At 57.1% G+C, this 15,988-nt stretch carries 11 protein-coding genes; 7 read left to right on the plus strand and 4 right to left on the minus strand.

Features of this window, described 5'->3' with window-relative positions:
- The first annotated feature begins 23 nt into the window (after nucleotides 1–23).
- Both BLR44_RS04240 and BLR44_RS04245 read left to right on the plus strand, forming a co-directional pair.
- Entirely contained in the window at nucleotides 24–857 is an 834-nt protein-coding gene (locus BLR44_RS04240; protein WP_089679615.1) for a YDG/SRA domain-containing protein, read from the plus strand.
- A gap of 329 nt (nucleotides 858–1,186) precedes the next feature.
- A complete protein-coding gene (locus BLR44_RS04245) occupies nucleotides 1,187–2,350 on the plus strand; it encodes a LamG-like jellyroll fold domain-containing protein (protein WP_089679617.1) in 1,164 nt (387 codons plus the stop codon).
- Nucleotides 2,351–2,431: 81 nt separating this feature from the next.
- Here BLR44_RS04245 and BLR44_RS04250 read toward each other — a convergent pair whose 3' ends face one another.
- The 4 genes from BLR44_RS04250 to BLR44_RS04265 form a co-directional block, all read right to left on the minus strand.
- Nucleotides 2,432–5,575, minus strand: a complete 3,144-nt coding sequence (locus BLR44_RS04250; RefSeq protein ID WP_089679620.1) for an efflux RND transporter permease subunit — start codon at nucleotides 5,573–5,575, stop codon at nucleotides 2,432–2,434.
- Nucleotides 5,576–5,641: 66 nt separating this feature from the next.
- Nucleotides 5,642–6,718 carry an efflux RND transporter periplasmic adaptor subunit gene (locus BLR44_RS04255; RefSeq protein WP_089679622.1) on the minus strand — a complete coding sequence of 359 codons (1,077 nt, stop codon included), beginning with the start codon at nucleotides 6,716–6,718 and terminating at the stop codon, nucleotides 5,642–5,644.
- A gap of 30 nt (nucleotides 6,719–6,748) precedes the next feature.
- Nucleotides 6,749–8,149: a TolC family protein gene (locus tag BLR44_RS04260; RefSeq protein WP_089679624.1), complete on the minus strand. Its 1,401-nt coding sequence runs from the start codon at nucleotides 8,147–8,149 to the stop codon at nucleotides 6,749–6,751.
- Between the two features lie 65 nt (nucleotides 8,150–8,214).
- Nucleotides 8,215–8,676, minus strand: coding sequence for a GbsR/MarR family transcriptional regulator (locus BLR44_RS04265; RefSeq protein ID WP_089680722.1), 462 nt, complete (start codon nucleotides 8,674–8,676; stop codon nucleotides 8,215–8,217).
- A 233-nt stretch (nucleotides 8,677–8,909) separates the two neighbouring features.
- Here BLR44_RS04265 and BLR44_RS04270 point away from each other — a divergent pair, with 233 nt between their 5' ends.
- The 5 genes from BLR44_RS04270 (at nucleotide 8,910) to BLR44_RS04290 (ending at nucleotide 15,983) form a co-directional block, all read left to right on the plus strand.
- Nucleotides 8,910–9,497, plus strand: coding sequence for a TetR/AcrR family transcriptional regulator (locus BLR44_RS04270; protein WP_089679626.1), 588 nt, complete (start codon nucleotides 8,910–8,912; stop codon nucleotides 9,495–9,497).
- Between the two features lie 51 nt (nucleotides 9,498–9,548).
- Nucleotides 9,549–9,980, plus strand: coding sequence for a DUF6069 family protein (locus tag BLR44_RS04275; RefSeq protein ID WP_143017103.1), 432 nt, complete (start codon nucleotides 9,549–9,551; stop codon nucleotides 9,978–9,980).
- A gap of 331 nt (nucleotides 9,981–10,311) precedes the next feature.
- The gene (locus BLR44_RS04280; RefSeq protein WP_089679630.1) at nucleotides 10,312–10,902 is read left to right on the plus strand and encodes an RNA polymerase sigma factor; all 591 of its coding nucleotides are present in this window, start codon (nucleotides 10,312–10,314) and stop codon (nucleotides 10,900–10,902) included.
- A 340-nt stretch (nucleotides 10,903–11,242) separates the two neighbouring features.
- On the plus strand, nucleotides 11,243–12,241 hold the full coding sequence (locus tag BLR44_RS04285) for a FecR family protein (protein WP_089679633.1): 999 nt from the start codon (nucleotides 11,243–11,245) through the stop codon (nucleotides 12,239–12,241).
- A 172-nt stretch (nucleotides 12,242–12,413) separates the two neighbouring features.
- Entirely contained in the window at nucleotides 12,414–15,983 is a 3,570-nt protein-coding gene (locus BLR44_RS04290; RefSeq protein WP_245705969.1) for a SusC/RagA family TonB-linked outer membrane protein, read from the plus strand.
- The last annotated feature ends 5 nt before the right edge of the window (nucleotides 15,984–15,988 follow it).

Here is a 15,988-nt window from a genome sequence, read left to right on the forward strand (position 1 = left end):
CGAGCGGCCGCCTCTTTGGTGAAATGCCGGGATACCCCGAAGGGTACGAATTTCAGTCCCGGCTGGAACTGTCGTTGAGTGGCGTTCATGCTCCCCGGCAGGCCGGCATCAGCGGTAATCAACAGGAAGGCGCCGATTCTGTTGTGATTTCAGGTGGGTACGAAGACGACGAAGACTACGGCGACGAAATCATCTACACGGGGCACGGCGGTCGTGACCTGAACACTGGAAAGCAGGGCACCGATCAATTGCTGCATCGCAACAATCTGGCACTGGCGAAGAATTGCCAGACCGGCCTGCCCGTGCGGGTGATTCGGGGAAAAAGGCCGTCGTCGCGTTTTGCGCCGCAGGAAGGGTACCGGTACGACGGCCTGTTTCGGGTCGAAGCGTACTGGAAAGAGCGGGGGCGAAGTGGCTTTCTGATCTGGCGCTTTCGGTTGCGAAAGATCGAACCCCCTTCTGTGGCGACGCTACAGGAGCCATCAGCAACGTATGGTTCTCCCCAAAGATTGTCGACGGTCGTGCAACGCATCGTGCGTGATACGGCACAGGGACGATCTCTGAAAGCACTCTATCAGTTTCAATGTCAGGTCTGTGGTGTTGCGGTGCCCACCACGGCAGGCGGGTACGCGGAAGCCGCGCACATCCGGCCGTTGGGCAGGCCCCATGCGGGTCCCGATGTGCTGGAAAACCTGTTGTGTCTCTGTCCTAACCACCATGTGATGCTCGACTTCGGGGGCTTTGGTATTGCGGATGATTTTTCGCTGCTAAGTCTGTCCGGGTCGCTCCTGCTTCATCCCAAACATAGCCTCGGGCGGGAGTTCCTGCAATATCATCGGGATCACATCTACCAATAATCGATTGGAGAAACTCCTGAACGGACCGAGTTGAGGAGAGGCGCGCATCCGTTTGATTCTAAGTGCTTTGTAAAACTTGAGCAGGACATCTGCGACATCGCGAGTGGATTCTTGAGAGGCAAACAACGCGGGAAAAGCGTTTTGAATATTACACCAATAGCATAATAGCGGCAATAAATTCGACTTAATTGCTTTAATTTAACTCGCATAAAGGAGAATTCACCTTTACTACTTTTTCAAGGCGATTGCATATACTACGGCAAACGTATGTGCGTCGCCAGTCGCATAAATCATTTTTTATTGCATACTTATCTCATTTTCAACACGCTATGGTAAAATCAACTACGCTTTGGAGCGCAGTCTTACTTGGGGCTTGTCTGGCAACTGCCCACCCCGCAGAAGCGCAGAGTACACGCTCGGTTGCGCCGGCCGGAGGACATGTGGTCATAGGCAACCACGAAGTGCACAACATCACCGGAGACCTGACAGTTATGGCTTCCTTTAAGCTAGACTCGCTGGTGGTGGGCGATAATATTCTTCTGAGTAAAGAGGGGCGCTACGAAATTGGCATCAATTCTGCCAACGGTCGTCTGAAATGGGCGATGGCAAATACGCAACCGGGATGGCAGTGGAGCACGACTAATGTCAAAATAGAGACTGATACATGGTATCACCTTGCGTTTGTCTATTCGCTTGGCGAGCGTGTGGTCAAAATCTACCTAAATCATGCATTGGTAGAGTCCGCCTACGCGTCCGGTACAATTGGTGACTATTACAGCAATCAGCCCATCCGCTACAACGAACTGTGGATTGGTGATCGCCAGGCCGAAATCGCTTCTCCGAATGTGAAGAATTTTGTGGGACTGATTGACGAGGTGCATCTCTGGAATCGAGGGCTCGATTCAGCATCGGTGTATGATTTCATGGAGTGCCCACCCACAGGAGAAGAAGAAGGGCTGGTCGGCTACTGGAAATTTGAAGAAAAAACGGGGACTACGGCCCGCGACTGGAGTAGCCATCAACACGATGGAGAACTGGTAGGCAAAGTAACCTGGAGTGATGAAGAAGCTCCTTTCGAGTGCCTGCCCTGTCGGGTAACGGAAACCATTACGGTTTACGACACCGTGACGGTGAGCGTCTATGACACGACTCGGGTAACGGTGTACGACACGGTTAGCATTGCGGTAACAGACACCTTGTACATGGACATCGAAATTACCGGTGCGGAAGAAGCCCCTGCGCTGCATACGATTAAGGTATTCCCGAATCCGGCCAAAGATTACGTGATTGTCGACAATGGAGACATCAGTCGCTTGCAATCGTACCGGATGGTCATCATCAACAGCCTGGGGCAGGAAGTGTTCCGACGCTCGATTAATACCGTCCAGTTCCGCATCTCCGTTCAGGAACTGGGTGCACAGGGCGTCTACACGATACAACTGTTTGACGATACGATGCGTCTGGTCGACAGCCGCAAATTGATCTTGCACTGAGGCGTGAAGTAAACACGCATGCAACGCAAAAAGGCGCGCTCTCTTTCGACAGCGCGCCTTTTTTTGAACACAGAGAGAAGGTCAAACGGTTTCGGGAACGGCTGGCATGGCCGGCACTTTTTCCTGCGTTCCTTTGCCTCCGAACCGCTTTTTGATCTTGTTGATGGCTTTTTCGACCGTGTAGTAGACCGCCGGCACCAGCACCAGCGTCAGCAGGAGCGAGCTGGTCAGGCCACCGATGATCACCCACGCCAAGCCGTTTTTCGACTCGGCACTCGCCCCCGACGCCAGGGCAATCGGCAGCATGCCGAATACCATCGCCAGGGTCGTCATCAGAATCGGACGCAGACGCTCGCGGCCCGCTTCGATCAGCGCATCGCGCACCGACATGCCTTCTGCCTTCAGGTGGTTGGCAAAGTCTACGATCAGGATGGCGTTCTTCGCCACCAGACCCATTAGCATGATCATTCCGATGATTGAGAAGATGTTGAGGCTTTCCATCGTCAGGGCCAGGGCCAGCAGAGCACCGATCAGGGCCACCGGCAGCGAGAACAGAACGATGAACGGGTAGATGAACGAGTCGTACAGCGCCACCATGATGAGGTAGACGAAGATGATCGCAATGAGCATCGCGGTACCCAGGCTGCCGAACGCATCCGACTGTTGTTCCAGCGAACCGGCGTACTGAATCGTGACGCCTTCGGGCAACTGCTTGTCGGCCAAGCCTGCTTTGATGTCGTCACCTACGGTACCGATCGGCCTGCCGATTACCTGCGCGTTCACCGTCATGGACGTGAGGCGGTCGCGGCGCTCCAGCTTGCTCGCGCCCAGTTCCTGCCGTACGTCGGCAAACTGTTTCAGGGCAATCAGTTGTCCCTGGCTGTTGCGGAACGTGAGGTTACTCACGTCCTCGGCGCTGGTCCGGTTGAAGCGGTCGAGCGCAATGTTGATGTCGTATTCGTACTGGCCGTCGCGGTACTTGGAATCGTCGTTCCCGTTGAACGCGGTACGCAAGGCACCCCCGACTTCGGCCACCGACAAGCCCAGCGAGGCCATGCGGTCCCGGTCGATCTGCACCTGCAATTCGGGCTTCGGATCTTCGGTCGAGAACTCAACGTCGCTGGTACCCGCCGTCTTTTTCACCACGTTGAGCACCACATTCGCGGCTTCCTGCACCTGATCGAGGTCGATGCCTTTCACCACCACCTGGATGGGCGCCTGGTTGGCGTTCCCCGTAATGGAGGTCGGCGCGGCTTTGGCCTTTACGCCCGGAATCTGCTGGATCTCCTTTTTCAACACGGCCCCGAACTGCTCGGCGCTGATGTCACGCTCTTTTTTATCGGTCATGATCACCGTCATCTCCGACAGGTAGTTCGACGACGAACCGGCCATCTGCGAGCTGGCGTAGCCCACGTTGCTAAACACCATCCGTACTTCCGGGTGGGACAGGATCATTTTCTCGACCCGCTGGGTGATCTGGTTGTTCTGGTACAGAGTGACCTGCGGGTCCATTTCCAGCGAGATCACCAGTTCGCCGCGGTCGCTCTGCTTGATAAATTCACCACCGATGAAACCGGCCGGCACCAGCGCCAGCGAACCGATGAAGAGAACCACCGTCGCTACGTATACCACCCAGCGGTGGCTGAGGGTCCAGCGCAGGATGCTTGTGTAGCCATCCTTGAGGCTTTCGAACAGATCTTCGAACCCGAGCGAAATACGTCCCCAGAGGGTTTTACGGGTGAAGTGATCCAGCTTGCCGAAGCGGGAGGCCAACATCGGCGTGATGGTAAACGACACGAACAAGCTCATCAGGGTCGAGAATACCACCACCAGCGAGAATTCGCGGACGATGTTCCCGATCAGTCCGGATACCAGCGACATCGGCAGGAACACCACCACGTCGACCAGGGTAATGGCCAGGGCAGTGAAGCCGATCTCGTTCCGTCCGTCGAGGGCGGCGGTGCGCTTGTCTTTGCCCATTTCCATGTGGCGGTAGATGTTTTCCAGGACCACAATCGAGTCATCGACCAGAATCCCCACCACCAGTGAGAGGGCCATCAGGGTCATCAGGTTCAGCGAGAAGCCGAACACGTACATCAAAATGAAGGTCGAGATCATTGAGGCCGGAATGGCCACCATCACTATCAGCGAGCTCCGCAGGCTGTGCAGGAAGACCAGCATTACGCCCGCCACGATGATGACGGCCAGCAGCAAGTCGTGCTGTACCGCTTCGGCCGAAGCCAACGTGTAAGTCGAGCCGTCGCTGGCGATGCTGAATTTAATGCCTTCGTCAGCATACGTTTTTTCCAGTTCTGCCAACTGCGCGCGTACCTGCTCACTCACGTCCACGGCGTTGGCATCGGTTTGTTTCTGGATGATCATCCCGATGGACGAGCGGCCGTTGATGCGGTTGATCGTGGTTCGTTCGGCGATGCCGTCCTGCACTTCCGCGATATCGTCCAGCGTAATGCGGCTGCCGTTGGGCTGCGTGGCGATGACGAGGTTGCGCAACTGATCGAGGTTGGTAAACTTGGCGGCTACGCGCAGGCTGTACTGCTGCTCAGAGCCTTCTACTTTCCCGGTCGGGAAATCCTGGTTGGCATTGATCACGGCTTGCGATACCTGGCTGAGCGACAGGCCGTAAGCTTGCAGGCGATCGGGGTCGACATTGACCTGAATCTCCCGCTCGTCGCCACCGACCAGCCGGATTTGCCCGACGCCTTCTACTTTCGCCAGTTGGGGCTGGATGCGGTCTTCTACCAACTTATAGAAGTCGGTCGGGCGCATGTTGGCCGTTACGCCCATCTGCAACACCGGAATGTCGTCGGACGAGAACTTGTTGATCGTCGGCGATTCCACGTCGTCCGGCAGGGTCGACATGATCGAGTTGATCTTCCGCTGCGCATCCTGAATGGCCAGGTCGATGTCGGCCGACTGCAGCAATTGCACCGTGACGATCGACACGCCTTCCTGCGAAACGGAGGTTAGCTTGTCGAGGTTTTCCAGCGACGAGAGCGCGTCTTCGATCTTCTTGGTGACCGAAGTCTCTACTTCCCCGGCGGCGGCCCCCGGATAAACCGTGGCGATCGACATCACCGGCGCGTCGAATTTAGGAAGCAGGTTATACGTCAGCTGTTGGTAGCTGATGAAGCCCAGGATTCCCAACACCGTGAAGATCACGATGATGAGCGCGGGCCGCTTAATGGATAATTCGGTTATAGACATAATTTTGTTCGGATGACCGGAGTCCGGAGGTCGGAAAACCGGAGGATTACATCATCAATTCTTTCCTTACTCGGCGCTGGTAACGGCTCCCTGGTTGATCACCTCTACCTGGGCGCTGTCGGTCAGGTTGATCTGGCCGGTTGTTACCACCTGCTCGCCTTGCTGCAAACCGCTCAGCACTTCCAGGTAGTTACCGTTATCGGTTCCGACGGTGATGTCTTTCAGAGTCACCACGTTGTTGTTCACCACGTAGACCTGGGCATCTTTGATGCTACCGACCAGCGCATCGCGCGGAATCTGCAGCGACGGAACCTGACTCTGGCGGTTGAACGCCACGTCGACGTAGGTACCCGCTTTCAACGGATTTTTGTCCTGATTCTGCAGCGAGATTTCAACCGGGTAGTTGTGCGCTTCGTCGCCACGCGGGCTGATGAAGGTAATGGTGCCGTGGAACGTCACACCCGGATAGACCGTCGTGCTGATGCGTACGGAGTCGCCTTCGTTGAGAGCGTAGACGTCGCGTTCCGCCACGTTCAGCTGCACTTTCAGCTTCGATACGTCGACGATGGTTGCCAGCGAAGTGCCCAGGTTGGCAAAGGCACCGGCTTCGACCGGCTTCTGCGTGATGTACCCGCTGATGGGCGCCGTTACCACCGCGTTCGAAAGCTGCTTCCGGGCCTGGGCCAGTTGGTTTTCGGCGTTATCGTACGCCAGTTGGTTCTGGTCGAGCTGTGCTTTGGTCGCGGCACCGCCTTCGTAAAGGTTCTTGTAGCGCTGCAAGTTCTGCTTGGCGTCGGCCAGTTTCTGCTCGGCGTTGTCGAGCGACAGTTCCTGCAAACGGTTGTCGATGCGGGCGATGACCTGCCCACGCTTGACGTAATCGCCGAGTTCGACGTTCAGGGACGTGATTTTGCCCTGTACTTCCGATTTGATATCGATCACCTGATTGGCCGTAACGGTGCCCACCAGCTTGAGATTTTTCTCGGAAAGGCGGTTGACCACCGGGGCGACGTTCACCGCTACTTTGGTCTGCTCTTCCGTGACCTGATTATTAGCGTCGATCTTTTCTTTGTTGTTGATCAGCCGGAAGGCGACCAGACCAACTACCACCACAAGGGCTACGATCGTGAGAATGCGTTTCATACTATGGGTTTTGAATCGAGTTAGTCGGATTTATTTAGTGGTGAGGTAGGGGAGGATGTTGCCTTTGGCGCGCTCCAGGTCCAGCCGGGCCACGTACAGGTCGAGGAGCGTCGTGATGTAGGTATTCTGCGCTTCGCGAAGCGAAGTCTCGGCTTCTACGACGTCGGTCGAGGTGCCTACGCCTTCCCGGAATTCCAGTTGCGTCACTTCGTACACCTGCTTGGCCAAGTCGATGTTCTCCTGTTCTGATTCGATCCGCTGCCGCGTGTTGCGGTACTGCGTTTCGGCGTTGGAAACCTCCAGGCTGATGTTCTGCTTGGTCAGCGCCAGGTTTTCTTCCAGCTGCTGTACCTTCAGTTTCGACTGCTGAATCTGGGAGCGGCGCGCAAAGCCGTCGAACACCGGAATACGGAGGCGCAGGCCGATGGAGGCCGTCGTGTAGTCAAGCCAGTTGTTGTTGGACGTGGGAAAGAGGCCAAAATCGGCACCCTGGGCCACATACCCGTAGTTGGCGAAGCCCGTCAGCGTCGGCGAGTAGCCGACCGCCCGGTTGCGGGTATCGAGCTGTTGCAGCTCCAGGTTGGTTTGCAACAGCCGGAAGTCGACGCGGTTCTGGTAATAGTTGTCAACAGCTTCGGTCAGCGCCGGTTCGTTCCGCAATTCCAGCGTCGTGTCGCTCAGCGTAATCGGCTCGGAAAGCTCCATGCCCATCTGAAATTTCAGAAGGTTGTAGGCCTGCGCCAGGTTGAGCTCGGTCTGCTGGATGCGCGACTGCAACGTATTGGCGTTGACGCGCAGGCGATTCACGTCCACCTGTTTGGCCAGCCCATTTTCGAACTGAAGCTGGGTGGTTTCCAGCGTTTTCTGTGTGCTGGCCAGGTTGGTCCGCAGCAGGTCGAGCTGCTTCTGCACCACAATTACCTGATAGTAGGCATTGGCGACATCATACGCAGTTTGTTCCTGACTCTGCTGGCTGTTCTGCTGATAATACTGCTCGCTGGCTTTGGCCGCTTTCAACCCGACCCAGAAGCTGGGATCGAACACCATCTGCGTGACTTCGCCCGACAGGGACGTGTTGTACTGGTAACCCATCGGAATACCGCGCTGTGTATCCCCACCGGAAGTAGAGTCGGCTCCCAGGCCCCCCGAGAAACCGGGAATGACCAGAAGCGGAACTTTCAGTTTATCTTCGAACGAGCCGTTGATGTTGGCCTGCGGCAGCCCGCGCGAACGCGTTTCGTTGACCTGCTGCTGCGCAATTTCCTGATCGAGCCGGGCTACTTTCAGCCGGTGGTTATTCTGCTGTGCGTATTCGATGCACTCCCGAATGGAGTAGGCCGGAGCACCCGATGTTTGCGCCCAAACCGAGGCCGGACCCAATAGCCCCAGGAGGGCAGCAAGGAAAAGAGGGCGTCTTCGTATAAGTTTCATGTCACTTAATTGATTCACAACTATTTAAATAGTTCATAAGTAATTGAACTGATTGAGCAAAAAAATTACCCGAACCGCTGTTTTTCCCAGCGCTGTACCAGCAGCGGGATTTCCCGGTCCATAAATTCCATGAAGTCGATCAGTTCGGCGAGTTTATTGTTGAACTCGACCGTTTCTACCGGACGAATGGCCAAAATCTCTTTCAGGAGGTGTTTGACTTTCGCCATAGTTTCGTGTTTCTGTTTCATCTGTTCCCGCCATTGTTTCAGGCGGTTACGGAAGTAGCGCTTGCGGTCGCCGGGCTTGGTGACGTATTCCACCATTTCCATCCGCATCAGCAGGTTCAGCGCCAGGCTGGTAGCCCCTTTGCTGATTTGCAGCCGCTCCTGGATCTCGTCGAACGTCAGCTCCGTCTGATCGGCCACCAGCAGAAGCGCCATAATGCGTCCGGCAATGGGCTGAAGCTTCGCTTCTTTTTCGAAGTAGATGCCTACGCGCTCAATAAGTTCTTCTTGTGTCGTGGTCATGTTTAGCGTGTGGTGGGTACGTTCTAAGTACACGGCAAAGGTACAATTAGTTTCTGTGGTTCAAAATATTTTGAACTAAATAGTTGTCTGATTTCTTACATCCGGTAGGAGAAGAGGACAGGCGGTCGGAATCGGCAAGTCATAACCCCTTCACTACGATTATTTTAGCCTGAGCAGTTGCACACCTCCGAAAGATTATCTTCTTTTGTTGAACGGTGTTAAATTGTTTGACGATGTCAATTAGAGAACGAAGAGAAGAGGAGATTCGGGAGATGCGGGCCAACATCCTGCAACAGGCGCGCGACCTGGCCCGCGAGGAGGGGTGGTCGTCGGTTTCGATTCGCAACATCGGCAAACGCATCCGCTACAGCGCCCCGCTCATCTACAGTTATTTCGAGAACAAAGAGGCCATTCTACTCGAAATGCAGCGGCAGGGGTTTGAGCAGTTGTACGACCAGCTCGGGCGCATCCGGGAGCAGGAGACCGATCCCCGGCAAACGCTGGTGCGGATGTCGCTCGTCCATTTCGATTTTGCGTTCGACAATCCCGACCTCTACCAGGCCATGTTCAACCTCGAAGGCGTGGCCTGTCCCAAATGCGAGCGTGCGGACATCGAGTGCCGACAGCGGAAGTTTATGCAGGAGGCTCTGGAAGCGGTGAATGCCCGCGGTCTGCCATACAAACCACTGCTTTTTAACTGGTGGGCGCTGGTCCACGGCTACATCGCCATGCAGATGTCCAACCGCTTTCAACAGCCGCAGGACGACATGCGGCATCTGCTGCAAGAGGCCGTCGAACGATGGATCGACGGTTTGCGCTAACCGCGTGCGGAAATTTTTTTGCCTTAACTTTTAACGGTGTTAAATTATTTTATGATGAAAATGATACTCTCCCTCGATACCCACGTTTCAGCGTCGCGCAAGCTGCTGTGGGCCGCGCCCCTGGCGGGTGTCGTGGCGGCCGTCCTGAACGGGATGCTCTTTTCGGTCGCCTCGTTTCTAGCCTGGATTCCCGCCGATTTTCTGATGCCGACCACCGGCGAAGCCTTCGGGCTCGGGCCGGTCATGGTGTCTTCGTTTTTGCCTTCGCTGGGCGCAGGTCTGGTGCTGGCGCTGCTCTCGCGTTTTTCCGAGCGCCCCTTGTTTGTTTTTTCCGTGCTGGCGGGCGGCGTGCTGGCCGGGTCGTTCATCAGTCCGCTGGGCATCGGTGCCCCCGTGCGGATGATCGCCGTGTTGGAAGTCATGCATGTGCTGGCCGCCGTCACCATCGTGGGGGGCCTGCGCTATGCCCTCACGCACCGGTGAGCGGTGAGCAGTGAGCAGTACGAAGGGCGAAATCTGAGTGTGAAGAGTGGGCTGCCGTCCGACGGCTGGAGGTAGGCTAGTCGAGGCCGTCGGTCGGCTGACAAAAGCATGAAGTGTGAGGTGTGAAGGGCGAAGTACAAGAAACGCACACCTCTGAATTCATAACTCTGCACTCATCACTCTCAACTCGCAATCTTTTCACTCCACATCACTACGGTGAGGGGAGGCGGTCGGCGTTGTTCGTGGGACTGGACGACGTGCAGATCGCCTCCTTTTTTGTAAAGTGCGCAGATTTGTTGTACACTTAGGGATTTGATGCATTCGGCCACACATGAGTAACCCTACCGACGAGGCTAAGCTATGGGACCAGTTTCGAAACGGCGACAACACCGCTTATGAAACGATGTACCATCGGTACGTCGAGGAGCTCTATTCGTACGGACTGCGGTTCGCCGCCCACGACCCGGAACTGGTCCTCGACTGCATCCAGGATCTGTTTGTGTACCTCTGGCAGCGTCGCGATCACCTGGGGCCCACCGGTTCCATCAAATATTACTTGTTCAAAGCCCTGCGCCGTCGGCTGGACCGTCGTTTGCACCGACCGCTGTCGTTTGCTTTTTTCGGAGCCTTGCAAGCCGGTCACGAACTGAAATTATCGCTCTCGCACGAAGCCGAACAGGTCGCGCATGAGTGGGAGGAGGACCACACCCGGCAGTTGATGACGGAGATCGAGCGGCTGCCTTCCGACCAGAAAGAGGCGGTGATGTTGCGGTATTTCGAAGAACTGACGCCGCAGGAAATCGCGGACGTGCTCGCCGTTAGTCCCCGGACGGTGTATCGTCTGCTGGACCGCGCGGTGGAGTCGCTGCGCAACTATTTTTTGCTGGAGCTGATGCTCTTCCTGGGCCTGCAATTGCTGTAAACGTTCCGGGGAAAATCGTTGGTTGCGAGGGAGGAGTTTAGAGGTAGGAGTGATGAGTGCAGAGTTATGAATTCAGAGGTGTGCAGCGCTGCGTTTCTTGTACTTCGCCCTTCACACCTCACACTTCATACCTTTATCAGCCGTCGGACGGCCTCGACTAGCCCACCTCCAGCCGTCGGACAGCAGCCCACACTTCGCACTTCAGATTTCGCCCTTCGTACTTCTCACCTCCCACTGGGCTCGCTGCGCTTTCGCTAAATTTTTTAGAAAATTTTTGCCGCTACCTGTCACAAATCCAGAAGGCGTGTGTGTAGAGAGATGACAAGCACACAAGGCGGCCATGGATTACCAGCATTACACTTTCAAAGAACTGATCGAAGACGAGCGTTTCCGCGCCTGGGTATTTGCTCCCGACGAAACGTCGTCGCGCTTTTGGGAGTCGTGGTTGCGGGAGTACCCCGACAAGCAGCGGGAAGTAGAAGCGGCCCGCGCTTTTCTGCAGATGCGCGCGCAAAACCGGGCTACGCTCTCCAAAGCCCAGATCGACCAGACATTGGCGAACATCAACCGCGCGCGTTTCGAGACACCCGTGGTGCCGATGCGTCCTGCGGGTCGGTTTGCCGCCGTGCGGTGGGTGGCCGCGGCGGCCGTGGTGCTGCTGATGTCCGTCTTCGCCTACGTCTACTTCTTCAACCAATACGCCACCTTCTCGACCGGCAACGGCGAGCAACTGGCCCTGTCCCTGCCCGACGGGTCGCAGGTGATTTTGAATGCCAATTCTGAGTTGCGCTATCCGCACCGCTGGGAAGGGCAACGCGATGTCTACCTGGAAGGGGAGGCCTACTTCGCGGTGCAGAAACTGCACGCCGACACGGGGATGGTCAAGCTGGTGGTGCATACCGCCGACCTGGACGTGGAGGTGCTGGGCACGCGCTTCAACGTGGCGACTCGCCAGCAGCAGACGCAGGTGATGCTGGAAGAAGGGAAGGTGCGCATCGCCGCCGACGGGCAGCAGGTGTACATGCAACCCGGCGAGCTGGTGGAATACACCGGGCCGGCGCAACTGGTGAAGCGCGAGGCAAATCCGCGCCTCTACACCGCCTGGAAAGATCAGGAGCTGATTCTGGAGAACCGTACCATGCAGGAGGTCGCCACCATTCTGGAAGAGACCTATGGGCTGAGTATCCACATTCCCGATACCTCGGTAGCCAACCTGCGGCTTTACGGCAGTGTGAACATGGACAACGCCGACGCCATTCTTCAGGCCCTGGCCCTTTCGTACCAACTGGACATTGTGCGCGATCAGGACGAGGTCTCGATTCGCAAAAAAACAGAGTAAGCAGAAGCGCAGCACTTGAACGAGCGGCGGTAAAGGCCCCGTCTCCCTGGAGCGTACCGGGCTTTATTCCGGGTGCCTGAGAACGCCTACCCCGGAGCGCTGCATGCGCCGCCGGCCACTATAGCAACCTATTCCTATCAGTATAAAAACCTACAACTCAAACACCCACACCATGCACACATCTACCCGTCGCTGCCTGGGCACGGTCGGCTTCCTGCTCGCGTTGTACCTGGAGCCCGTAGGCGCTTCCGCACAGAGCGTGGTTTCGATGCAACGACTTACCCAGCGAGAGCCGGCCGCCCGCCAGGAGGCCGCCTCCCCACAGCAAGCCAAACGCTCCCTCGCCGATGTGCTCACGGAACTCAAATCGGATTACGGGGTGTACTTTATGCTCTCCGACGATTTCTCGGGCCAACGTGTTACCCTGCATCGTCCCTACCAGGGAAGCCTGGATGAGCAACTGAGCAAGATTCAGCAACAGACCGGCCTGCAGGTGCGCCAGCTCGACGAGCGCAATTTCCTGCTGTTCCGGCCGCTGGAGAACGACGCCCGTCCGACCAAAATGCCCCAGCCGCTGGTCGTACCGGCACCTTCGCCGGCGCTGGTCACCCTGCAACGCATTCCGCAGGTTTTGCTGGATCAGCGGATCGTCGGGCAAATTACTGACGCCAGTGGCGAAGGCATTCCCGGGGTGAACATCCTGGAAAAAGGCACCAGCAACGGCACCATTACCGACGTGGAAGGGCGCTACACCCTTTCGGTGAGCGACAACGCGACGCTTGTCATTTCGGCCGTCGGCTACCTCGCGCAGGAGGTGGAAGTGGGCAACCAGACCACCATCGACGTAACGCTGGAAGAAGACATCAAGTCGCTGAACGAGGTGGTTGTGATTGGCTACGGGGCGCAGAAGCGCGAATCCGTCACCGGCTCCATCGCCAGCATTCAAAGCAAAGACATCGACCGGGTACACGCCTCGACGGTCAGTGCCACCCTGGCCGGGAAAATTCCGGGCGTTTCGTTTCGGCAGGCGGAAGGTCGGCCGGGATCGGGAGCGCTGGTGCAGGTCCGCAACATGGGCGATCCGCTGTTTGTAATCGACGGCATCCAGAAAGACGCCGGGCAGTTCAACAACCTGTCGCCGAACGACATCGAAAGCATCACGGTCCTGAAAGACGCCTCAGCGTCGGTCTACGGGTCGCGGGCCGCCAACGGGGTTGTGATCGTCACGACCAAAAAAGGCAAAACCGGCGAGAAGCCGACCATCAACATCGACAGTTACTACGGCTGGCAGAACTGGACGCGCTTTCCGCGTGGGGTCGATGCCTACTCCTGGATGGTGGGCAAGGCCGACGCCGAAGTGAACCAGACGGGCAACACGGTGATTACGGCCGAAGAGCTGCAAAAGTGGCAGCAGGGCACCGAGCTCGGCTACCGCAGTTTCGACTGGTACGACTTCATCGTCGGGAAAAATGCGCCACAGTATTCGCTGAACGCGAACGTGTCGGGCGGCTCGGAAAAGACCAACTATTACCTGTCGGTCACGCACCTGAACCAGGACGCCGTGCTGAAAGGCTACAACTTCAACCGGACCAACATTCAGTCGAACATCGACACCCGCATTGCCGAGCGCCTGAAAGTCGGGGTGCAGATCAACGGACGGATCGAGTCGCGTAAAAACCCCGGCGTGCCCGGCGGCGACGACTACTGGGCGCCGCGCTTTGCCCTGTTCCGCAACCGCCCGACCGAGCGGCCCTACGCCAACGACAATCCCCTCTATCCGAACGACATCGGGCACAACGCCGAAAACTGGGCCATCCTGAACTACGACATCTCCGGGTACAATTACAATGACTGGCGCGTGTTGCAGACCAACTTCAACGCCGAGTACGAACTGCCGATCAAGGGGCTGACCGCCCGCGGCATGTACTCCTACTACCTGGCCGATAACCTGGCGAACATCCACGAATACACCTACGACGTCTACACCTACGATCCCAACACCGACACCTACAACATTACGGGCGGCAGCAGCAACCCGTACCGGCTCCGCGAAAGCCGGAAGGTGCTCGAAAGCGTGGGGCAGTTGCAACTGAACTACAACAACTCGTTCGGCAAGCACACCGTAGGCGGAACCTTTGTATACGAACGCATCCAGCGGCGCGACCTCTACACGCGGCAGCACGCCGTGCCGTCGACCAACGTACTGCCTGTGCTTCAGTTCTCCGAAATGGACGCTCAGGACTTTGTGGACAGCGACTACCAGGAAGCCCGGATCGGTTACGTCGGACGGGTGACCTACAATTTCGCCGACAAGTATTTCCTGGAGCTGGCCGGTCGGCGCGATGCCTCCTGGAAGTTTGCACCCGGTCGCCGCTGGGGCTTCTTTCCCTCTGTTTCGGCGGGTTGGCGGATCAGCGAAGAAGAGTTTTTCCAGAACATGCTGGGCGGCAGCACCGTGCTGAACGACCTGAAACTGCGGGCCTCGTACGGAAAGCTGGGTGACGACAACATCAACATGGGCATCGACGTGAACGATCCGCGTTACCTGGATCCGTTCGCCTACATCTCGGGGTATACCTACCCGGTTTCGACCACTCGGCCGGTGATTCTGGACGGTATTACCGTGCTGGCCGCCCGCGACCGGGGGGTGCCGATTACGAACCTCTCCTGGTTTACGAGCAACCTGACCGACATCGGGCTGGACTTCACGCTGCTGAACGGACGCCTGTCGGGCGCAGTAGACGGCTTCTACCGGAAACGGACCGGCCTGCGTGGCAGCAAGTACGACATCCTGCTGCCGTCGGAACTGGGCTACTCGCTGCCGGAAGAAAACGTGAGCAGCGACGCACAAATGGGCGGAGACGGCAACCTGGCGTACCAAGGGCAGATTCGTGGAGTTGAGTTTACGGTCGGGGGCAACCTGGGCTACTCGCGCAGCCGCTTTCTGCAATCGTACAAGCCGCAGTTCGGCAACTCCTGGGACCACTACCGCTACTCGATCGAAGATCGCTGGAACGACATTCTGTGGGGCTACGAGGTGATCGGGCAGTTCCAGTCGCAGGAGGAAGTCAACAGTTATCCCATCAACGTCGACGGACAGGGCAACCGCACGCTGCTGCCGGGCGACTTCATTTACCGTGACGTAAACGACGACGGGGTCATCAACAGTTATGACCAACGTCCCATCGGCTACCGCCGGGGCGGCACGCCCATCATCAGCTACGGGGCCAACTTCTCGTTCCGCTGGAAAGGCTTCGACCTGACGGCCGACTTCTCGGGTGGTTCCATGTACACTTACAACCAGAACTGGGAGATGCGCTGGCCCTACCAGAACACCGGCAACCTGCTGGCCAACATGTACGACGACCGCTGGCACCGGGCCGATCCGCTTGACCCGAACAGTGCGTGGATTCCCGGCAAAAACCCGCCGCTTCGCTTCAACGACGGTAACCACAGCAACTACCGCCGCGACGAACTGAACGGCAACGGCACTTCGACCGACTGGTGGGCCGTGAACGTACGCTACCTGCGCCTGCGCACCCTGGAGCTGGGCTATTCGCTGCCGCGCCTGCTGACCGAAAAGGTGAAAGTGAACCGCGCGCGGGTTTACATTAACACCTACAACCTGCTGTCGGTCGACAATGTGAAGCAGTTCGGCATTGATCCGGAAATCGAGAACGACAACGGCCTGCAATACCCGCAGAACCGTCTGGTGAACCTGGGCGTCAACCTTTCTTTCTAATTACC

It is taken from the genome of Catalinimonas alkaloidigena (genome assembly GCF_900100765.1).
In the GTDB taxonomy this organism is placed as follows: Bacteria; Bacteroidota; Bacteroidia; order Cytophagales; family Flexibacteraceae; genus Mooreia; species Mooreia alkaloidigena.